Origin of the sequence: Paenibacillus sp. FSL R10-2199, assembly GCF_038000235.1 — a bacterium.
GTDB classification, from domain to species: Bacteria; Bacillota; Bacilli; order Paenibacillales; family Paenibacillaceae; genus Paenibacillus_AQ; species Paenibacillus_AQ phytohabitans.
This window is the reverse complement of the sequence record NZ_JBBOBO010000001.1, coordinates 3,549,584-3,569,991: the sequence shown is the minus strand read 5'-3', so window position 1 is coordinate 3,569,991 and position 20,408 is coordinate 3,549,584. Positions and strand designations below refer to the sequence as shown.

Annotated in this window: 17 protein-coding genes; 9 read left to right on the top strand and 8 right to left on the bottom strand. The window is 50.9% G+C overall.

Annotation, left to right across the window (positions count from 1 at the left end):
- Nucleotides 1–489 precede the first annotated feature (489 nt).
- Nucleotides 490–1,491, bottom strand: coding sequence for a glycoside hydrolase family 43 protein (locus NYE33_RS15365; RefSeq protein WP_341066455.1), 1,002 nt, complete (start codon nt 1,489–1,491; stop codon nt 490–492).
- The gene (locus tag NYE33_RS15360) at nt 1,488–3,008 is read right to left on the bottom strand and encodes a glycoside hydrolase family 43 protein (RefSeq protein ID WP_341066454.1); all 1,521 of its coding nucleotides are present in this window, start codon (nt 3,006–3,008) and stop codon (nt 1,488–1,490) included. Before NYE33_RS15360 ends, NYE33_RS15365 begins: the two co-directional genes overlap by 4 nt.
- 331 nt (nt 3,009–3,339) lie before the next feature.
- Here NYE33_RS15360 and NYE33_RS15355 point away from each other — a divergent pair, with 331 nt between their 5' ends.
- The 4 genes from NYE33_RS15355 to NYE33_RS15340 all read left to right on the top strand — a co-directional run bounded on the left by NYE33_RS15355 (nt 3,340) and on the right by NYE33_RS15340 (nt 7,180).
- Entirely contained in the window at nt 3,340–4,278 is a 939-nt protein-coding gene (locus NYE33_RS15355; protein WP_076244562.1) for an ATP-binding cassette domain-containing protein, read from the top strand.
- Nucleotides 4,256–5,011: an ABC transporter permease gene (locus NYE33_RS15350; protein ID WP_341066452.1), complete on the top strand. Its 756-nt coding sequence runs from the start codon at nt 4,256–4,258 to the stop codon at nt 5,009–5,011. Before NYE33_RS15355 ends, NYE33_RS15350 begins: the two co-directional genes overlap by 23 nt.
- Before the next feature lie 402 nt (nt 5,012–5,413).
- A complete protein-coding gene (locus NYE33_RS15345) occupies nt 5,414–6,112 on the top strand; it encodes a response regulator transcription factor (RefSeq protein ID WP_341066450.1) in 699 nt (232 codons plus the stop codon).
- On the top strand, nt 6,113–7,180 hold the full coding sequence (locus NYE33_RS15340; RefSeq protein WP_341066448.1) for a sensor histidine kinase: 1,068 nt from the start codon (nt 6,113–6,115) through the stop codon (nt 7,178–7,180).
- A gap of 18 nt (nt 7,181–7,198) precedes the next feature.
- Here the strand turns inward: NYE33_RS15340 and treR are convergent, their stop codons facing one another.
- From treR to NYE33_RS15315, 5 genes are all read right to left on the bottom strand, one after another.
- Nucleotides 7,199–7,918: a trehalose operon repressor gene (gene treR, locus NYE33_RS15335; RefSeq protein ID WP_042138944.1), complete on the bottom strand. Its 720-nt coding sequence runs from the start codon at nt 7,916–7,918 to the stop codon at nt 7,199–7,201.
- A 72-nt stretch (nt 7,919–7,990) separates the two neighbouring features.
- On the bottom strand, nt 7,991–9,985 hold the full coding sequence (treP, locus tag NYE33_RS15330; RefSeq protein ID WP_341066446.1) for a PTS system trehalose-specific EIIBC component: 1,995 nt from the start codon (nt 9,983–9,985) through the stop codon (nt 7,991–7,993).
- 11 nt (nt 9,986–9,996) lie between these two features.
- Nucleotides 9,997–11,709, bottom strand: coding sequence for an alpha,alpha-phosphotrehalase (treC, locus tag NYE33_RS15325; RefSeq protein ID WP_445669781.1), 1,713 nt, complete (start codon nt 11,707–11,709; stop codon nt 9,997–9,999).
- Nucleotides 11,710–12,598: 889 nt separating this feature from the next.
- A complete protein-coding gene (locus tag NYE33_RS15320) occupies nt 12,599–13,702 on the bottom strand; it encodes a Gfo/Idh/MocA family protein (RefSeq protein ID WP_341066442.1) in 1,104 nt (367 codons plus the stop codon).
- Between the two features lie 23 nt (nt 13,703–13,725).
- Complete coding sequence (locus NYE33_RS15315) at nt 13,726–14,385, bottom strand: ThuA domain-containing protein (RefSeq protein WP_042138948.1); 660 nt, start codon at nt 14,383–14,385, stop codon at nt 13,726–13,728.
- A gap of 174 nt (nt 14,386–14,559) precedes the next feature.
- Between NYE33_RS15315 and NYE33_RS15310 the strand changes: the two genes are divergently transcribed.
- From NYE33_RS15310 to NYE33_RS15300, 3 genes are all read left to right on the top strand, one after another.
- A complete protein-coding gene (locus NYE33_RS15310) occupies nt 14,560–15,393 on the top strand; it encodes a helix-turn-helix transcriptional regulator (protein ID WP_341066440.1) in 834 nt (277 codons plus the stop codon).
- A gap of 128 nt (nt 15,394–15,521) precedes the next feature.
- Nucleotides 15,522–16,553 (top strand): ROK family protein, encoded by a 1,032-nt coding sequence (locus tag NYE33_RS15305; RefSeq protein WP_076244550.1) that lies wholly within the window; start codon nt 15,522–15,524, stop codon nt 16,551–16,553.
- Nucleotides 16,554–16,647: 94 nt separating this feature from the next.
- The gene (locus NYE33_RS15300; protein ID WP_042141428.1) at nt 16,648–17,847 is read left to right on the top strand and encodes an MFS transporter; all 1,200 of its coding nucleotides are present in this window, start codon (nt 16,648–16,650) and stop codon (nt 17,845–17,847) included.
- 69 nt (nt 17,848–17,916) lie between these two features.
- Here the strand turns inward: NYE33_RS15300 and NYE33_RS15295 are convergent, their stop codons facing one another.
- Nucleotides 17,917–18,600 (bottom strand): GDSL-type esterase/lipase family protein, encoded by a 684-nt coding sequence (locus NYE33_RS15295; RefSeq protein ID WP_341066437.1) that lies wholly within the window; start codon nt 18,598–18,600, stop codon nt 17,917–17,919.
- A gap of 265 nt (nt 18,601–18,865) precedes the next feature.
- Between NYE33_RS15295 and NYE33_RS15290 the strand changes: the two genes are divergently transcribed.
- Both NYE33_RS15290 and NYE33_RS15285 read left to right on the top strand, forming a co-directional pair.
- Nucleotides 18,866–19,507, top strand: coding sequence for a pectate lyase (locus NYE33_RS15290; protein WP_445669814.1), 642 nt, complete (start codon nt 18,866–18,868; stop codon nt 19,505–19,507).
- A 102-nt stretch (nt 19,508–19,609) separates the two neighbouring features.
- Nucleotides 19,610–20,281, top strand: a complete 672-nt coding sequence (locus tag NYE33_RS15285; protein ID WP_336102520.1) for an SOS response-associated peptidase — start codon at nt 19,610–19,612, stop codon at nt 20,279–20,281.
- Nucleotides 20,282–20,408 lie beyond the last annotated feature (127 nt).

Below are 20,408 nucleotides of genomic sequence, written 5' to 3'. Positions count from 1 at the left end.
CTTACTTTTTTACTGTCCAGATTCCCTTCGGGCAGAAGCAGGAGCAGCTTATTTTATAAAATCCTGCACCAAATACAACATTTCCCTCACTATCCCGGCACAAATCCAAAATTGTTGTACAAAAGGCATCATTTCACTGCCTCCAGACGGTTTAGCAGGATAATTGCTGTATTTCGTACAACAATCCTGCCAAACACGCGGATATCCGGGTATCGAAGTTGTACTACGTACAACATTAACGCGTATATGATGCGAACTTAAGAACCTCAGCGCTGCCGGCACGAATCCGCTGTAAGAAATCAGTAGAGCCTCCTTATCTCGATCACGTGAATCGGCAGCTTGTCCGGGCTTATTCTAACGTGCTAACGTGCGGTTCACATTGCCGGATTATTCAGTCTACATACAGCAAAAAAGCAGCCTCCGCGGGGAAGCTGCCGTTTGTTCTGCTGTCATACAGTCTGCTGTACTGGAAGCTGCTGAGTCTGCGGATTACTCCGCTGATTCAGCAGAAGCCGGGTATGGATCAATCTTCTGAATTGTTCCGTCTTCATTATATTTAAGCTCGGTGTATTTCACGCTGCGCTTATGGTTCACGCCGCCTGATAATGAGCTGTCGTGATAGAACAGATACCACTTGTCCCCGAATTGAACGATGGAGTGATGGGTGGTCCAGCCAATGACCGGGGAGAGAATTTCTCCCTTGAAGGTAAAGGGACCCTGCGGATTCCGGCTGACGGCATACACCAGCTTGTGCTGTGTTCCTGTCGAGTAAGAGAGATAATAATACCCGTTGTACTTGTGGACCCAGGGTCCTTCGAAGTATCTCCGCTGCTCATCCCCGGCAAGAATCGGGTTGCCCTCTTCATCTACAATCGAGATCTCCGCAGGCTGCTCCTGAAAAGACAGCATATCCTCGCTCAGCAGAGCCACACGCGGCCCAATCGCCGGCGCATCCAGAGCAGGCCCTTCCGCATCCGCCACGAATGTGCCAGTCTGCCATTTCTCCAGCTGCCCTCCCCAAAGACCGCCGAAATAGATATAAGCCTGGTTATCGTCATCCACCAATACAGCCGGATCGATACTATAGCTGCCAGCGATGTAATCGGGCTGCGGGTCAAACGGGCCTGCCGGTGAAGCAGAGGTAGCCACACCAATCCGGAATATTCCGTCGTGGTCACGGGCCGGGAAGAACAGGTAATAGGTATTATTCTTATAGGCTGCATCCGGAGCCCAGAGCTGCTTGGAGGCCCAGGGGATCTGATCCAGATGGAGCGCCTGGCCATGATCCACTACCGGTGATTCAAAGTTATCCAGTGACAGAATATGATAGTCTTCCATTGCATACTGGTCCCCGTTATCATTATCCGGTCCATCGTGATCCAGGTCATGGGAAGGATAAATGTAGATTTTCCCTTCATAGACATGGGCGGACGGGTCCGCAGTATAGATGTGGGTAACGAGCGGTTCATTAGGTTTCGGCAAATGTGTCATAAGACATCTCCTTTTGTATTTGTGTAATAGAATTCTGCAAAATAACCCGGAGCCGCAGCATCCGCACCCTCTCCCGAGGCGTGAAGTCCCAGGCAGACACCGGTGAATCCGCCGTTCACCTCAGGTGACAGGACGGATACATGTACCTTCTGCTCTGCGTCATGCCAGGAGATGCCATCCTCAGAATACGAGCAGGTATAGACCTCTCCGTCCGAACGGAGGCGGAGCCGTACCTCTCCGGTGCTCCCCGCCGGGTAATGATATATCTGCTTCTCATCCCCGTCTTTGACGGTAAGCTCCATAACCCGTCTGCCACTCCGGCTGGCGAGTCCCCAGAAGATGTATCCCCGGTTGTTCAGGCGGGCGGCCAGTCCGGCATACTCCCCATCCTTCGCCGGATCAAAATCAAGACTTACGCCCGTCTCCATCCGGTGATGCTTCTGGCGGATACAGGCCAACACTGCCGGCGCCTCATCATCCAGCGTGTAGGCATTCCCCCGGACGGCAAGCTTGCCATCGCGCTCTGTCCAGGAATACCGTTCCTCCTCGTAGCAGCGCAGAAAAGCCCATTCCGGGCCGAAGCCTCCGCTCAGCTCCATACGCTGAGCAATGTCATCCGGACTGGAATTTTCAGCGGAGACTACGGTTCCTTCATTGTTGTCAATCACCGGCCAGCCTTCTTCCGTCCAGGTCACCGGAGCCAGGAAGGTCTCTCGGCCCAGCGGAGAGTATTTACCTTCCACCGGACGCATGCCCAGAAAGACCGCCCACCACTTCCCGGACGTATCCTCTACCAGATCCGCATGGCCCAGGCATTGAACCGGATGCTCCTTCAGCCCGCGGTGGGTCAGTATAGGTTCAGGCTTATCCTCAAACGGCCCGTAAGGGTTGCTGCTGCGGGCAATGATCTCCCGGTGATCCCGGGCGGTGCCGCCCGATGCCGTCATCAGGTAGTAGACGCCTTTGATTTTATACAGATGCGGCCCTTCTACCCATGGTCCCTCATCCCCCCGCCAGATCTCCACAGGCTCAGACAGCACTTCACCGGACTCCGGATGAATCTCGTACTGGATAATATGGGATTCATAGCCGGCTCCATTCTGCACAGTCACGTAAGCGCGCCCATCCTCATCGAAGAACAGGGACGGATCAATCCCCCCATAAGGCAGCAGGACCGGCTCTGACCAGGGACCTTCCGGCTTGTCCGCTGTCACGAAGAAATTACCGATTCCCCTCACATCCGTAGTAATCATATAAAAGCGGCCTGCATGATGGCGTATCGTAGCGGCATATATACCGTCAGAGCTGCCGCTTGTCCGCAGGTCCACCTGGGACTTCCGGGTCAATACATGTCCTATCGGCGTCCAGTGAATCAGATCCTTGCTATGGAAGATAGGGACGCCGGGAAAATACTCAAAAGAGCTGTTAATCAAATAGTAATCATCATTTACGCGGACTACACTTGGATCTGGATAGTAGCCGGAGATCACGGGGTTCCTGACATTTGTTGAGTGCATAATAGCCTCCCTGAAATTGTGCGCAAGCGTTTACAATCCTCAGTACCATTCTACAAGCCGATATTATTTTTTCCCATACGCAGAATAAAGGACTTACCCCGAAAATTATGAGAATTGCCATCCTACTGAAATTGTAATTTAAACAAAGAGCCGCTGCTCGCCATTTTACTTGAAGGATTGGTCATTTTTTGCGGAATGTTTATCAAATGTTAATGAAATCTTTATGGCCTGTTCAGATTAGACTGGGTGAACGTTTATAACGGGCCGCTAGAATGAGAGAAAGCCGGCAGACACTTTAAGTACATAGAAATCTAATGAGGTGGGAGAACGCATGAGCGAATATGTGCTACAGGCACACCAATTATCCAAGCATTACAAGCATCACCCAGCACTGGACCGTGTCGACCTGTCGATACGCCGGGGCAGCATCTATGGGTTCATAGGCCAGAACGGCGCCGGAAAATCAACTCTTATGCGGATAGCGGCAGGACTGTCCAGGCCAACCTCAGGCCAAATCGAATTATTCGGATATAAGGAAGGCGCACAGCTTGTGCAGGCGAGAAAAAGGATTGGCACGACTATTGAGACACCCGCCCTTTTCCCTCATCTATCAGCCGCAGAGAACCTGGAGGTATTCCGGCTGCAAAAGGGTATCCGTGACAAAACGCAGATCCGCCAAACCTTAGCACTGGTAGGACTGGAGCAGGCCGGCAGCAAAATCGCTGCCAACTTCTCATTGGGTATGAAGCAGCGGCTGGGTCTGGCGGTTTCACTGCTCGGCAACCCTGAGTTGCTTATTCTTGACGAACCTACCAACGGACTCGATCCTGTGGGGGTTGTTGAATTAAGAGAATTATTGCTTCATTTAAATAGGGACAAGGGCATCAGCATTCTGATTTCCAGCCATATTCTGAGTGAGCTGCATTTGCTGGCAACGGATTACGGGATTATTCACAACGGGCGAATGCTGGAGCAATTGTCTGTAAGCGAGCTTCAGGCCAAGTGCAGGCAATACCTGCACATCAAGGTAGACTCACCAGAGAAGGCCATAGGAATTATACAGGAAGAATGGCAGACAACGGAATATGAATTAGATGCTGACGGTATCATCCGCTTGTATGAACCGTTCGGCCCTCCCGGCGCGCTCTCGGCTAAGCTGTTTGCAGCAGGTCTGGAAGTCCAGCAGCTCATGCCGAAGGGCGAAAAGCTGGAACGGTATTATACCAAGCTGATTGGAGGGGCGGCAAATGGCAAATCTGTTACGGTCTGAGCTGTACAAATTATACAAAGAGCCCTCGTTCCGGATTCTCTGTTTCACTTTTATCTTCGTGGCGGTCATCTTATCCGGAGTTATCCATTTTATGGGCTCAGATCAGAAGGTTTTCAGCGGGATATCAGGGCTCGGCCAAGGTGTACAAGTGAATATGCTTTTGCTTAAAATCTCTTTAGCCGTAGTGGGAGGCTTCTTCCTCTCAGGTGAGCATGGCCTTGGGATTATGAAAATCTCGGTTGCTTCGGGGTACAGCCGCAGACAGATTTATACTGCCAAGCTGACGGCCTATTCTATCGGAATCGTCATTTTGTCCTTAATCGTCCCTGTCATATGTGTGATAGCCGGCAGTTTGCTGAATGGCTTCGGCAACCTCCCGGAAATTCCTGCCGCCCTATATTTATTTCGTACACTTACCTTCACGATACTATATGCAGCTGCCTTTGCCTCCATGGTTGCCGTGTTCGCTGTCACAACAACAATAAGCGGCGTAACGATTGGCGCGGTGCTGCTGGTAATGCTATTCTTCGACACTCTCTCAGAGTGGCTGAGCGGCAAATGGGCCGTGTACAGAGAATTTTATGAGCATTCCGTATTTAAGCTTGTGATGGATATCACCATCCCACAGCCGACAACGTATCAGCTTACTCTCTTAATTTCGATTCCCATTGCAACCATTCTCGTATTTGCCTGGGTGGGGATCATGAGCTTCCGGAACATGGAAATTAAATAATCAATAAATTAAATCCAAGGAGACCTGACTATGAAAAAACGTATTCTCTATCTGTTGATCATTGTTGCTGGCGCAGTATTGATTTTATTCTCCATGATCGGTTTTGAAACGTCCTGATTTACGGAAATATCCAAATCATATATGATGGTCACTATATAAGATGCACTAAAGATATAAACAAAAAGCGAAAGAAGCGGAGGGGAAATTTGGAACTGTAGGAGCGGTAGCGACCGCCTTTGTCAACGGATTTCAACCGCGAACAGCGGATTAGATCAAGAAATCTGGTGACAACAACGGCCGGAAGTCCAAATGTTCACCGCAGTGACGACTAAGCTTCAAGTTCAAACCATAAGTACGTCTTATATAGAACTATATCCTATAAAAAACGGGTGTGTCCTTACTATGGCAAGTGAACGGATTATGATTGTCGAAGATGAGCTGGAGATCGCCGAGCTGATCAAGGATTATTTGGAGATAGAGCGGTACGAGGTGATCATCTGCCCTGACGGTGAAGAAGCGCTCCGGGCTTTCGGACAGTTTCATCCGCAGCTGGTAGTCCTTGATATTATGCTGCCGCTGCTTGATGGAATGGAGGTATGCCGCAGGATACGTACGGAGTCCGATGTTCCCATCATTATGCTCAGCGCAAAAAAACGGGATTCCGACAAAATTCTGGGGCTAGGTCTGGGAGCGGATGATTATGTGGTGAAGCCCTTTAGTCCAGGTGAGATTGTGGCCAGAGTTAAGGCTCAGCTGAGGCGTTTCAACGGGTTAACCTTACCTTCAAAGCAACAGAGTACAGTCGTATATCCCGGCCTGGAGCTTGATCTCAAAGCCTATGAGGTCCGGGTACGCAAGGAGACCGTTCATTTCTCAGCGCGGGAATTCGAGGTACTCCGCTTCCTCGCGATCCATCCCAATCAGGTGTTTACCCGTGAACAGATCTTCGGGAGTGCCTGGGGAATACACGAATACGGGGATCTGAATACGGTAACAGTGCATGTCAAAAAAATACGGGAAAAAATCGAATTAGATCCGGTCAATCCCCGGTACATTCTTACCGTTCGGGGTATAGGCTATAAATTTTACGGGGGGAACTAAATGAAGAAGCCGGGCCTCCGCTTTCAAATGGTTACTTCGATGGTTATCATTATCCTGCTTCCGCTGCTTCTCGTTTGCTCTGTAGCAGTCGGCACCGGGAGCAATACCAGCTCATCCGCAGATAAATTTTATAATGAAATGATTCCTGTGGTCCTATTGGTGCTTCCGCTGATCTGCTGTACAATTTGGATGACCCGAACGATAACCCGCAAAATTCTGCTGCCTCTCCGGGAGCTTACGCTTGCGGCTGAACAGATTGTGCAGGGCAACATGGATTGCCCGATCACTTACCGGGCCAACGACGAAATGGGCCAGTTCAGCACTGTATTTGAGCTAATGAGAACCCGTCTGCTGGAATCCAAGGTGAACCAGGACGCTTATGAACAAGCACGTAATGAACTCATAGCGAGCATCTCTCATGATCTCCGGACCCCGCTTTCCTCCATCAGGGGATATGTGGAAGGTCTGCAGGATGGCGTCGCACAGGATAAGGTCAAATTCGAGCGTTATTTATCGATCATCCGGGACAAGACAGACAAGCTAAACGATCTGATTGAGGATTTGTTCCGTTTCTCGGAGCTGGAGTCGGGGCAGCTGCAAATGAACTACGAAGAGATCGAATGCGATCTTCTGCTGGAGTCCATCGTGCGGCCGCTGGAATATGAATTTACTGAAGCCAGGGCCAGATTAACTGTGGTCCGTCCCTTTCCGGCTGGAAGGGTGCGGGCAGACGCGGTCCGCCTCACGCAGGTATTTAACAACTTAGTCGGCAATGCCATCAAATACGCTGGTGAAGAGGCACATATAACTATAGCCGCTTCCCATACCGGGAAGCGGCTGAAGGTTAGTGTGAGTGATAACGGTACAGAAATCGCACCCGAGCACTTGCCCCATCTCTTTGAGCGGTTCTACCGCGGGGATAAATCACGCTCCAGCCAATGGGGGGGAGCCGGCCTGGGGCTTGCCATCTGCAAATACATTATTGAAGCACATGGCGGGGACATCGGAGTTCACACCTTGCCGGGGGACGGCAATGTGTTTTTCTTTACGTTGCCGTTAATTACCTAGGCGCTCGTTTCAGACATATTACCGCCGCACCCGTCTGGCAAAATCCACGAACTGAAACTTATCCAGCCGGTGTCTGGATTCGGTATATTGGAACAGCACCGTATTCTCCAGATACACATAGTTCCGCACTACGACAATATGCGTATATTTCTTCAGATCAAGCAGGCGGTGATCCTCCTCCGTTGCAGGCTCAACGGATATCAGCTTCTTCGCATAACTGATTTTCAGCCCCAGCTCCACTTCCAGATATTCATAGATAGAGCCTGCCGCGATCTCTGCGCTTAAGAACGGCACAATATCCGCCCGGAAATAATCCTTGTCCAGAATGATCCGTTCTTCTTCAATCTCTCTGGCGCGGATCACCTTCCATACCGGGGTATCCTCCGGAACCTGCAGCTGTCTGGCCAGCGCAGAGCCGGCCGGCTCCATCACCGTTTCCTCTACCAGTGTCCGTGAGGGAGCACCGAGAGTACCTGCCATTTCCTTGAACGAGATCAGGCCGGTAACGGGAAAATCCATCCGGGTCATATCCAGCACAAACGAGCCTCTGCCTTTGATTTTGTGAATATAACCCTCACGAAACAGCAGATTCAGCGCTTTGCGCACCGTTTCCCGCGAAGTGCAGTACGCCTCGGCCAGCTCACTTTCAGAAGGCAGCTTGGTCCCCGGCAGCAGCTGGCCGGAATGGATCTGGCTACTGTATTCTTTATAGATTTGCAAATATATATTTTCTCTCATTATAGATCACCGCCCTATATTGTATCACGCCGTGGCTCTGGACGCATGGATTCAATTCGGGGGCGGGCCGGATCAACCCTTAAGATGAATAGTCAAAATACTGGTCTGCTTTGCCGCCACTGGTCCCGTCTTCTCCTCAATCTTCTCCACCATCTCCTGCCCCGCAGGAATGATGATTGGGGTAATCACCGGGTAACCGGCTGCACGGATAGCATCCATATCGAATTCCAGCAGAAGCTCGCCGGCTTTCACCTTATCGCCAATATTCTTAAGCTGGGTGAACCCGCTGCCCTTGAGCGACACCGTATTTATCCCTACGTGAATAAGTACCTGCACGCCGCTGGCATGCTCCAGAATAAGCGCATGTTTGCTCTTGATTACATGGGCGACTGTCGCATCAAACGGTGCATATACTTTCCCTTCGGAGGGTTCAATTGCAACCCCCTGACCCATCTGCCCCTCGGCAAAAGCAGGATCGGGTACCTGCGCAAGCGGTACTGCCGTACCGCTGAGCGGTGCAGCCAGCTCCAGTATGTTCACCGGCTCCTGTGAGCCTTGAACGGACTGGCGGCTGCTGAGTTCATCTTGTACGGCCGGAGGGCTGACCGTTGTTGTTCCGACTGCTGTTGCGCCTGCGGCTACAACTGAACTCTTCCCGGCACGGCTGACGACGGCACGGCCATACAGCACAGTAGCCACAAACGGCACGATCAGGACAATCGCCATACCCACGAAGAATACGCCCCACTGGTTCGGGAAGATGGACAGGAAGCCGGGAACCCCGCCAACGCCAATGGAAGAGGCGCGGACCTGGTTAATCGTGAGCAGAACCCCGCCCAGTGCAGAGCCGATCATCCCGAAGATGAACGGATAGCGGTAGCGGATATTGACCCCGAAGATCGCCGGTTCCGTGACTCCGAGGAAGGCAGAGATCGAAGACGTCACCGCAAGTCCCTTCGTCTTCTGTTCTTTGATGACGAACATCATCGCCAGTGCCGCTGCCCCCTGTGCAATGTTGGAGAGAGCGAGCATCGGCCAGAGGAACGTGCCGCCTTCACTTCCGATAAGCTGAACGTCAACCGCCAGGAAGGTATGATGCATCCCTGTGATGACCAATAGCGCGTAGAATCCGCCATAGATTAAGCCGCCTAGAATCGCGAAATGATCGAACACATAGACCAGTCCGGAAGTGATCGCATTGGCAATGCCGAAGGTAACCGGTCCGATGATTGTGAACGCCAGGAAACCTGTAATCAGCAGAGTCACTGGCGCAACAACCAGCAGTTTAATCGAGTCATGTACCCTCTTGTTCAGGAACTTCTCAATACCGGCCAGAATATAGGCCGAGACCAGCACCGGCAATACCTGTCCCTGATAACCGATTTTCTCCAGATGCCAGCCAAACAAATTCCAGGTTGGAACCGTTCCTTCCGTAGAAGCACTGGCATAACCGTAGGCACTTAATAAATCCGGATGAACGAGAATAAGTCCGAGCACAATCCCGAGCAGCGGACTGCCGCCGAACCGGGTCACTGCCGCCCAGCCGATCAGGGCCGGTAAGAACGTGAAGGCTGTGCTGGCAATCGTATTGATAATCGCCGCAATATCTTTCCACTGCGGATAGACATCGACCAGCGACTGGCTGAAGAAGATACCCGGTCCAGTAAGTATATTATTGATCCCGAGCAGTAAACCTGCGGTTACGATGGCCGGAAGGATCGGAATAAAAATATCGGCCAGCGTCTTGATCGCCCGCTGCAGAGGATTCTGTTTACGGGCCGCTGCCGATTTCACCTCATCCTTGGAAGAACGGGCACCGCCGGTCAGCTGAATCATTTCGTCATACACTTTATCAACGGTTCCCGGACCAATTACGATCTGGAACTGGCCTTGGCTGGAAAATTGTCCTTTGACAAGGTCATTGGCGTCCAGCGCTGCTGAATCCACCTTGCTCTCGTCATAGAGCGAGAATCTTAGCCGGGTTACGCAATGTGTCGCCACCTCAATATTCTCCTTGCCCCCAACCGCCCGTACAATATCCTCTACATTCTTGCGGTCAATAGCCATATCATCACTCCTTAAGTATTAGATGTTGTTAACCACATATAGGAAGCATAAGGACTCAGTTGAAGCTCTTGGGTTAATGCAGGTTCATCGGCTGTATTACCGGTTAGAAGCTTGTCCGTACCCGCTTGGCTTAAGTCTGCCCAATGCTTGTCCGCGAACCGGAAGCTAATCTCCTTACTGCTGAAGTTCGAGACCACAACAAGTGTCTCGCCTATCCCTGTCCGGGCATAAGCGAACACCTCGGCATGACCTTCATCCAATCTGCGGAATACACCGTCTATAAATACAGCATGCTCTTTGCGCAGAGCAATCAGCTTGCGGTAATGATGGAGGATCGAATCCGGCCGCTCCAGTTCTTTTTGCACATTAATGTCCGGGTACCGCTCGTCGACCTTAAGCCAGGGCGTACTGCTGGTGAATCCGGCATTCGGACTGTCATCCCACTGCATCGGCGTACGGGAATTGTCGCGCGAACGTTCCTGCAGGATGCTGAGGGCCGCTTCCGGGCTCTTGCCCTGTTCCTGCAGAATGCGGTACATGTTCAGGGACTCAATATCGCGGAATTCTTCGATGCCCTTCCACTTCGGATTCGGCATGCCGATCTCCTCGCCCTGATAGACATATGGTGTTCCTTGAAGTCCATGCAGCGTTGTAGCCAGGAGTTTCGCGCTTTCTTCGCGGTAGACATCATCATCGGTGAATCTGGAGAGCGCCCGCGGCTGATCATGATTGTTGAAGAATAAAGCGTTCCAGCCTCCGCCCTGCTGCATTCCGGTCTGCCACTCACTGAACAGCCGTTTCAATGCCTCGAAATCATAGGGCATCAGCTCCCACTTCCGTCCGCCCGGATAATCCACCTTCAGATGGTGGAAATTGAAGGTCATGGAGAACTCCCGCTCTTCAGGGTTCGAGTAGCGGATACAATGTGCAAGGGTAGTGGAGGACATCTCCCCGACCGTCACCATCTCAAACGGGCCGAATACCTCTTCATACATGTCTTTGATGTATTCATGAACCCGTGGTCCGTCTGTATAGAACTTCCGCCCATCCCCTGGCGGTACACTCCCGTCATCATTAGGGAACTGCTGGTCCTTGGAAATTAAATTAATGACATCCATCCGGAACCCGTCCACACCCTTGCGTGCCCAGAACAGCATCATATCGCTGACCGCTCTGCGGACCTCCGCATTCTCCCAATTCAGATCGGCCTGAGTCTTGTCGAACAAGGTAAGATAATATTGTCCTGAAGCTTCATCGAACTGCCAGGCAGGCCCTCCGAACTTCGATTGCCAGTTATTCGGCACGCCGCCGTCTAGTGCCGGGTCCTTCCAGATATAATAATTACGATACGGGTTGTCCTTGCCTGAAATCGACTGTTTGAACCATTCATGCTCCGTCGAGGTATGATTGACTACGATATCGGTCATCAGCTTCATGCCGCGCCGGTGCAGCTCCTCTATCAGCTCATCGAAATCCTCCATCGTGCCAAAATCAGGGTTAATATTCTCATAATCCGCAACATCGTAACCGTTATCATATTGGGGCGAGACATAGACCGGCTGCAGCCAGACGATATCAATCCCAAGCTCCTGCAAATAATCCAATTTCTCAGTAAGGCCTTTTATATCTCCCGTTCCATTGCCTGTCGTGTCCTTGAAGCTCTTCGGGTACACCTGATACACTGTGGACCGGCGCCACCATTCTGAATACCGGGACTGGGTCAAATTAAGCACCTCCAAAAGAATTGCTGTATTTCAATCATTAAACTTGTATATACAAGGTCAAACACTTCACACAGTTTAAACCTGTATATACAGGTTGTCAATAGCGCTTATCCGTTAACGGTGTGCGGTGTGCCGTATGCGGTGTGCGTAAGACAGATGTTTGCGTAGTACAGATAAATGATATTAAGACAGGGGGAAAGGTATAAGGGGGAATGTAGCGGCAATAGCCGTGATTGCGATGATATTGAAAGTGTAGCGGGAACTGCACTAATAGCGGTGATAGTTACTGAATAGTATCTTTAACACTAATTGGCCGCGTCACTCCAGAGAGTCTCTCGTTATGCATAAGTAACAGTAATATTGGGTTAAAGCAAGGGTGCGTGAGCAATCTGCAGCGGGAAATTGTACATGTATCGCAGTTGTGGCTCATTTTGATAGGTTTGTCTCTAGTCCAATATTAATTAAGTGGAAAATGTACATCTAAATTCCAATAATCAAACAGGCTATAAACAATAAGTGGATAAAGAGCATCTAATTACTCCATTTCTCTAGTGAAAGGCAGATTCGGCAGAATTAATTGTACTTTTTCCACTTATTATCCTATTTTTAGTATTGGATGAGATATTAAACGTCGTTTTTCCACTTATTTCGATTGGTCAGCATTGGAGGCGCGCGCGACAAGGTACGGAGCAGATTAGTCAAACTACTGGCGCGACAAGGTACAGAGCAGGTTAGTCAAACTACTGGCGCGACAAGGTACGGGGCGGGTTAGTCAGTCTGCTAGTGCGACAAGGTACGAACCAGGGGAGCTGAGCCACGCACGAAAACGGCGATCCATCCCCATAACCCGGGACAGATCGCCGTTTTTTGACTATACAAGCTACCTTAACTACTCCAAATAACCCTTAACCAAACCCAGCGGCAGCAGCTTCGGCTGCTCGCAGCTGGTTGCCAGCTCCGCATAGCGCTTAGTGTCTGAGCTGGTGTGGAACGCATGCATGATCTCGAGCACATGATTCGCCAGCTCACCGTTCGCGCGCGGGGTGTCTCCTGTCCCGATACAGCGGGCCATATCCGCTACGCCAATGCCGCGGCTGTTCCCGGCATAATTGTAGATCAGCGGAATCTCCTGGAATTCCGTGCTGTGCGCCGGCCGCAGCAGGACCGGCCCGCCGAAGGTGTTCGGGTCGGGTACGATCAGTGTGCCGAGCGAGCCGTAGATTTCGATCCGCGGCAGCGTGCTGTGCCAGACATCGAAGCTCGTAATCATCGTAGCCACGGCACCGCTCGCGAACTCGATGGTTCCGGCCACATGTGTAGGGACTTCGACATCAACCACCTTGCCGAACTTCTTCTCACTGGTGATCGTCCGCGTGGCGAATGAGGTTTTGGTGATCCCGCATACCGTCTTCGCCGGGCCGAGCAAGGATACCAGCGCCGTAAGATAATACGGCCCCATATCAAACATCGGTCCGCCGCCCGCCTGATAGTAGAACTCAGGGTCCGGATGCCAGCTCTCGTGACCATGGCAGAGCATGAAGGCGGTTGCGGCAACCGGCTCTCCGATATAACCGTCCGCAATCAGCTTGGCGCAGGTTTGCAGGCCGCCTCCGAGGAAGGTGTCCGGTGCGCAGCCGACGAACAGATTCTTTTCTTTTGCCAGCTTAACAAGCTCGGTTCCATTCTCTAGCGTCAGTGACAGCGGCTTCTCCACGTACACATGCTTGCCGGCCAGCAGAGCCTGCTTACAGACATCGAAGTGGAAATTAGGCGTTGTCAGATTCACGACAATCTCTATTTCTTCCGAAGCCAGCAATTCCTCTGTCGTCCATACATGAGGAACTCCATATTTCTCCGCTGCCTGCGCGGCCCGCTCAGGGTCCAGATCGGCACAGGCGTAGACCTCCGTATTCACAAAGGTTCCGGTCAAATTCTCAAAATAAATGCCGCTGATATTCCCGCAGCCGACGATGCCTACCTTCACTTTATGCACAATGAGTCCCACCTTGTCTCGGTTTATTTTGCTGCCCAGATGAAGCCTTTACGCATCAGTTCCTTGGCTTCCGGAATATCGAAGACATCCGCATGATGTCCAAGCGAATTATAGAATACCTTGCCCTGGCCCCAGCGTTTCGTATAAACAACCGGCATGGTGATCACACCGTTCGCCGAATGGTCGCCTTCGCTCAGCACAAAAGTCGTAGTAGCCAGTACATCTACCGCCGGATCTACATGCAGATAATACTGCTCGGACTTCACCTTGAAATCCGGGATGCCTTCCACAATCGGGCTGGAGCCGGATCTTACGATGTTCACTTCATAATCCACTCCGTCGTTGAAGGGATGCGCCACCCACTGTGACCCGGTCAAAAATTGCCATTCTGTATTGTTACGGAAGGAGTCGCACATCCCGCCGTGACAACCGGCAATGCCTACCCCGGAAGCCACAGCCGCCAGCACCGCTGACACCTGTTCACCCGCAATTTCACCCATTGTCCATACCGGCACAATCAGGCTTAATTCCTTAAGCGCCTCGGCATTGTTGAAGCTGTCCAGCGTATCCGACACCTCTACCTCGAACCCTTCAGCCTCCAGAATGCCGGCAAAAATCGCCGCAACCTCATTCGGTTCATGACCATCCCATCCGCCTTTTACAATCAATGCCTTCTTCGCCATATCAAGTTCTCCTTTTTATCCTGAAATCTAATTTGTTTTGGATTGAATAGCACGTCTATACCCTGAAGAAATTGTAATCCAAACCGGTGGCGGATGCTCGCCATTTTGCTTGTATGGATGGTCATTTTTTGCTATGTTTAGATTTAAATAGCGAAGATCAGAACAGGAGATATCATGAGAGCTTTTCACGAGAACAGAACGTATGGAACAGCTTTTCCCTTCACTGCATTTGTGAGTCACAATATAGATTTCCTGGCCCACTGGCATAATGATCTGGAGATCATCTATGTACTGGAAGGCTCGATCCGGATGGGGATCAACTCTGAAACACGGGTGCTTCAGGCAGGCGATCTGGCCGTATGCAGCAGCGGAGATATTCACTACTATGACAGCAAGGACAACACATCGAAGCTTATTCTTGTCATCTTTAACCCGGCGCTGATCGGCTTCCCTGCAGGCTGGCCCCTGAATCTGCGGCTCACCTCCCCTTTCCGGGAGAACCGGCCGTCTACACCGGAGGATGAGGTCATTAACCGGCGTCTGTCCGCGATTATGCAGGAGCTGCTGCAGGAGCATCTTCTGAAGCCTCCGCATCATGAGCAGCTGATGACCGGCCTTTTGCACGAGCTGTGCGCATTGATTCTGCGGCATATGCCGCTGGGATTAGTCAATCCTCATAAGGATAAACGGCGCATTACGAATATGAAGATCATGCAGGAGGTTCTGGAATACCTTGACGTCAATTACATGCATCCCATCACCCTTGCCGACGCCGCCAAGCACGCCAACATGAGCCTGTTCTATTTCTCCCGCTTCTTCAAAAGCATCTCGGGCATGAGTTACATTTCGTACCTCAATAGTATCCGGGTCAATCAGGCCGAACGGCTGCTGCTGAATACAGACACAAGCATACTCGATATCGCGCTGGAATGCGGTTTCTCCAACATCCGCACCTTCAACCGTGTATTTAAACAGGTCAAGCAGCGGACACCGAGTGAACTGCGTTGATCATGTGTTAATGCTGCGGTGCGGTTCTGCTAATCATCGCTTGCTTATTTGCCGGGAAGTCACTACAATACACTTATTACAACTCTTTTAATAATAGGATTATAATCATCCGGGAGGAAGGTTGCGCTATGGTAAATCCGTCTCATAACACACAGCTGGTGAAGAAAATAAACGTGGAACTGGTGAAAAATATACTCCGCACATCCGGCACAGGCACCAAAGCCTCCATCGCCGGACAGACCCGGCTGAGTGTAGCCACCTGCGGCACCATTCTCAATGAACTGGTTCAGACCGGGGAGATTCTGGAGCTTGGGTGGGAGGAATCCAGCGGCGGCAGACCGGCACGGAAATATCAGTTCAACGCCAATTATTCCCTCATGATCTGTATGATCGTGCGTTCGGAGGGCGGAATTCAATCCATTAGTTATGCGCTGGCGAATCTGAATGGTGAGATCATGGAGCAAACGGACAAGGTGCATGAGCAAATTACCATAGACACCCTCACGGACTGGCTGGATCAGATTATTGAGGTTCACCCGAATGTTCAGGCGGTCGGCATCGGCATTCCCGGTGTAGTCCAGCAGGACCGGATTGGAATCTGTGATGTTCCGGCGCTCGCAGATCAGCCCCTTGGCATTCTGCTGAAGGAGCGCTATGAAGAGGTTGAGATTATTATCGAGAACGATATGAATCTGACGGTTTACGGCTTGTATCAGCGGCTGTTTCCGGATGCGGAGAGCCATTTTGCCGTGCTGACCTTCCCCAAGGATCATTTCCCGGGAGCCGGCTTTATGGTGAATGGACGATTGCTTAACGGGAACAGCTTTTTCAGCGGAGAAGTGTCTTACCTGCCTTATGGCATTCCGAGGGAGCAGCAGCTGCAGCTGCTGAAGAAGGGTGGAGATCCCGGCAAGCTGGCTATACATGCACTGGTATCCATTATCAGCATCATTAACCCTGCTACGATCGTTGTCACCGGTGACAATATATCGCCTGAGATGCTGGAGGATCTGCGCAGCGGGTGCCAGGAGATTATTCCGCCCGAGCATATGCCACAGCTGATCATCCAGAATGACACCCGCCGGGAATACATGGCAGGACTGATTACAACAACCATGGAAAGCCTGACCTACCGGTTCCAGCTGGTGGAACGGAAGTAAGCCAAATATTATATTATTTTATCATCATTCAGGAGGCATCACTTTGAAGGCTCAAGCAAGCAATTCTGCAGGCAAACGCAACACGATCTATATCATGCAGCTCGTAACCATCTTTCTGGGCTTTGTCGTCTTCGGAATCTCGGAAAATATTAAAGGACCCGCAATCCCGCGGATTCAGCTCGCTTTCAACCTGGATGAAGGACAGCTGGGTACACTGCTCTCGCTGAATGCGCTGGGCTACCTGATCGCCTGCTCGTTTACTGCTATTCTCGTCCGCAAATGGGGCATCAAGGCGGTCAGCATTATTTCATTTGGTTCAATGGTTCTCTCCGGAGTACTGATTTTCCTGTCGCATACCTACCCTCTATTCGCTTCCTCCTACTTCCTGATGTACATCGGCAACGGGATGCTGGAGATTGGCCTGGCGATTCTGGGAGCACGTATTTTTGTAAAAAACACGGGGATGATGATGAATTTATCCCACTTCTTCTATGGGCTGAGTTCGACTATAGCGCCGCTGCTGGCCACCGGGGTTATGTCGCTGAGTGTGTTTGGACATATGCTGGACTGGCGGGGGATGTATCTGGTGATGCTGTCGCTCTGCCTGCTGCCGATTGTGTCGGCGCTGCGCAGTACTTTTCCCGGGGATGATTTGCCGCATGAGGACCGCACTTCCTTCAAGACCTTGATGCGCGATCCTGCGCTCTGGATGATGGTAATGATCCTGTCCTTCGGGGTTGTCTCCGAGCTCGCCGTTGGCGGCTGGCTGGTTAATTTTCTGGAAAAAGCTTACGCCTGGGATACCGTAAAGGCCTCCGGCATGCTGTCCGCCTTCTTCCTCCTGTTCTCGCTGGGAAGACTCGTTATCGGACCACTGACAGACCGGATCGGCTTCGTGCTCTCGCTGATTATTTTCTCAATGCTCTCGGCAGGTTGTACCTTTGTAGCGCTGGCCGGCGGGGAAAGCCTGGCTTTTCTGTTCGCCTTGTCCGGCGCAGGGATCGCGATCATCTACCCTACCGTCATGGCCTTTATTGCCCGCCGCTATCCTAACGGGAGTGATACTGCGATTACTTTTGTAGTCACGCTGATGGGTCTCGGCAGTGTTATCGGGAACTATATTATCGGCTGGGTGATTGAACTCGTTAAGACGGTCTATGGCCGTTCAAGCGAGCTTGGTCTGCTGCGCGGCCTGCAGGCGGGCTATGGCTTCATCGGGTTATGCGCTGCGGTCTGCTCCGTGTCGGGAATTGTGCTGTATGTGTATTTGAAGCGGAGAGGGGAACTGATCTAAGGGCAGTGGTATAACTGAACAGCGGCTCTCCTGCCCCAGAGGACCGCTGCTTTGCATTCTATCCTACGCTTATAGATATTCTTTTAGATTATTAAGGACCACCGCGTAACCATTCGCATACATATGAATCCCATCCATCGTGTAATCTTCCTTCAGATTCCCTTCCTCATCCGTCAACCCTTCATTCACATTAATGAACGCATATCCATGCTGCGCTGCTAGCTTCTCCACTTCGGCATTGGCTTCGCGTAACGCGGCATTTGTTCTGGTGCTGAACATTCCCGCCTTCATCTCTTGATCCACTCCGCTGAAATCAGCCTTAGCATTCACCGGATAGTACGCCATGACATACACCTTGCATTCCGGCAGCCTAGCTCCGATCTTCGTCAGAATCTCATTATAGTTCGCAAGCAGATGCCCGACTTGATATTCGCCGTCTGCTGAGCTGATGTCATTGGTGCCAATATTAATGAACAGCTTAGAAGGCTCCAACTCAACAATACATTCCTCCAGGGAATTTAACAGCTCACTGGTTACATAGCCTGCAATTCCGCGGTTGTAAATAATCGTCTGCTTCTCCAGCGTCTGCTGTAATTCATTAACCGGGAAGTACTCCATCAGTGAGGAGCCGGCCATTACGGTCTGTCCTTTCTTGGCATATGTATTCAGAATCTTATACTTTCTTACTTTCTCTTCTTTCTCTCTTGTCATATTATTGTTCATAATCTCGTGGATAAGTTCTTCCTGCGTCAATGTAATCTCCTCCATTCTACTATTGTTATACACTATAACCGAGCTTGCAGCTCCCTCCAAATTGTGTCGGAAATATGGTAATTGATCTCAGTAGAACTAATTTGTTCTATGCACACGTGTTCCGAATATCCTATATATCGGGTGCGGGCAGAGGTGCACATCTGGTCAGGACACCTGCAAGATACCGGTTCGCCGGATCTATACTCTACAGTTGAAGGGCGGAATATTATTGAAAAAGGTTGTGGGCTTACTCCTGTCGGTTGTCATGTTGTCTTCGTTCTATGTTGCCAGTCCGGCCAAGGTATCCGCTGCAACGCCAATTGTTGTCAATACAACGATTGTTGTTCCAGCAGGAGAGATCTTTAACGGCAATGGCCAGACTTATGTCGCCAATGCCAGTACACTTGGAGATGGAAGCCAGGCAGAGAACCAGAAGCCAATCTTCCGGCTGGAGAAGAATGCTACACTCAAAAATGTAATTATCGGTGCTCCCGGCGCAGACGGGGTGCACTGTTATGGAAACGCTACAATCTCTAATGTAACCTGGCAGGATGTGGGCGAGGATGCATTGACGCTGAAAGCCTCCGGTACAGTCAATATTACGGGCGGAGGTGCATATAAAGCTTACGATAAAGTGTTCCAGGCAAACGCTGCGGGCACAATCAACATTAAGAACTTCAGAGCCGACGACATCGGCAAGCTGGCCCGCCAGAACGGCGGAACCTCCTACGCCGTGAACTTCACACTGGACAGCTCTGACATCTCGAATGCCAAAGATTCCATCTTCCGTACAGACAGCAGCAGCAGCGCCGCAAAAATCACCAACACCCGCTATCACAATGTGCCCACCTTGTTTAAGGGCTTTGCCTCAGGTAAAACCAGCCAGTCGGGCAACACGCAATATTAAGGTGAAGTCAGCTGGCATAATTGCAACCGAATAATCAATCCAACACTTACCTCCTCTATCCATAGAAGCCAAGCGCTATAATTGGATGAGGAGGTTGATTATATGTGTGGACGCTTTACCATTACGGTCACCCTGGAAGAACTAATTACGCACTACTTAATCGATGACAGCAAATTAGCTACACTGAAACCCAATTATAATGTAGCTCCCATGCATAATGTTCCGGCGGTAATCGCCAGTGACGAGGGGAAACGCCTTGGGGAACTGCGTTGGGGATTGGTGCCGTTCTGGGCCAAAGACGATAAGATCGGCAGTAAGATGATCAATGCCCGCGCGGAGACGGTATCCGAAAAACCTGCCTTTAAACGGCTGCTTAAATCTAAACGCTGCATCATTCCAGCTGATGGATTTTATGAGTGGAAAAAGGACGGGACCAGCAAGCAGCCCTATCGGATCCTCATGAGTGATGGCAGCCTCTTCTCCTTCGCCGGATTGTATGACACCTGGGAAGATCCGGAGGGAAAGAAACTAAGTACCTGCACCATCATTACCACTACCCCGAACAGTCTGATGGAGGATATTCATGACCGCATGCCCGTGATCTTGCGTCCTGAGGATGAAGCTGATTGGCTGGGGAGAGACAATGACGATGTCGAGTCCTTATTAAAACTGCTGAAGCCTTACGATGCAGCGAAAATGCGGGCTTATAAAGTCCCTTCGGCTGTGGGGAATGTACGGAATAATTCTAAGGAATTGCTTGAGGATATAGGATGAATTGAACATGCCAGACAATAAATAATCCCTGCCGACCAGATGGGTTAGCAGGGATTATTTATTATGTATCATTAAAAGTTAATGGGCTACTTTATGTATGCTCTAAATTCAAATTGCCGAACAAAAC

What these genes read in the sequence shown, in the direction of transcription:
- NYE33_RS15355 (WP_076244562.1), top strand. Translation starts at nt 3,340, where the DNA reads ATGAGCGAATATGTGCTACAGGCACACCAATTATCCAAGCATTACAAG.
- NYE33_RS15360 (WP_341066454.1), bottom strand. Translation starts at nt 3,008, where the DNA reads ATGCACTCAACAAATGTCAGGAACCCCGTGATCTCCGGCTACTATCCA.
- NYE33_RS15300 (WP_042141428.1), top strand. Translation starts at nt 16,648, where the DNA reads ATGCAGCTCGTAACCATCTTTCTGGGCTTTGTCGTCTTCGGAATCTCG.
- NYE33_RS15345 (WP_341066450.1), top strand. Translation starts at nt 5,414, where the DNA reads ATGGCAAGTGAACGGATTATGATTGTCGAAGATGAGCTGGAGATCGCC.
- NYE33_RS15315 (WP_042138948.1), bottom strand. Translation starts at nt 14,385, where the DNA reads ATGGCGAAGAAGGCATTGATTGTAAAAGGCGGATGGGATGGTCATGAA.
- NYE33_RS15310 (WP_341066440.1), top strand. Translation starts at nt 14,560, where the DNA reads ATGAGAGCTTTTCACGAGAACAGAACGTATGGAACAGCTTTTCCCTTC.
- NYE33_RS15285 (WP_336102520.1), top strand. Translation starts at nt 19,610, where the DNA reads ATGTGTGGACGCTTTACCATTACGGTCACCCTGGAAGAACTAATTACG.
- NYE33_RS15340 (WP_341066448.1), top strand. Translation starts at nt 6,113, where the DNA reads ATGAAGAAGCCGGGCCTCCGCTTTCAAATGGTTACTTCGATGGTTATC.
- treR (WP_042138944.1), bottom strand. Translation starts at nt 7,918, where the DNA reads ATGAGAGAAAATATATATTTGCAAATCTATAAAGAATACAGTAGCCAG.
- NYE33_RS15365 (WP_341066455.1), bottom strand. Translation starts at nt 1,491, where the DNA reads ATGACACATTTGCCGAAACCTAATGAACCGCTCGTTACCCACATCTAT.
- NYE33_RS15305 (WP_076244550.1), top strand. Translation starts at nt 15,522, where the DNA reads ATGGTAAATCCGTCTCATAACACACAGCTGGTGAAGAAAATAAACGTG.
- treP (WP_341066446.1), bottom strand. Translation starts at nt 9,985, where the DNA reads ATGGCTATTGACCGCAAGAATGTAGAGGATATTGTACGGGCGGTTGGG.
- NYE33_RS15350 (WP_341066452.1), top strand. Translation starts at nt 4,256, where the DNA reads ATGGCAAATCTGTTACGGTCTGAGCTGTACAAATTATACAAAGAGCCC.
- NYE33_RS15290 (WP_445669814.1), top strand. Translation starts at nt 18,866, where the DNA reads ATGTTGTCTTCGTTCTATGTTGCCAGTCCGGCCAAGGTATCCGCTGCA.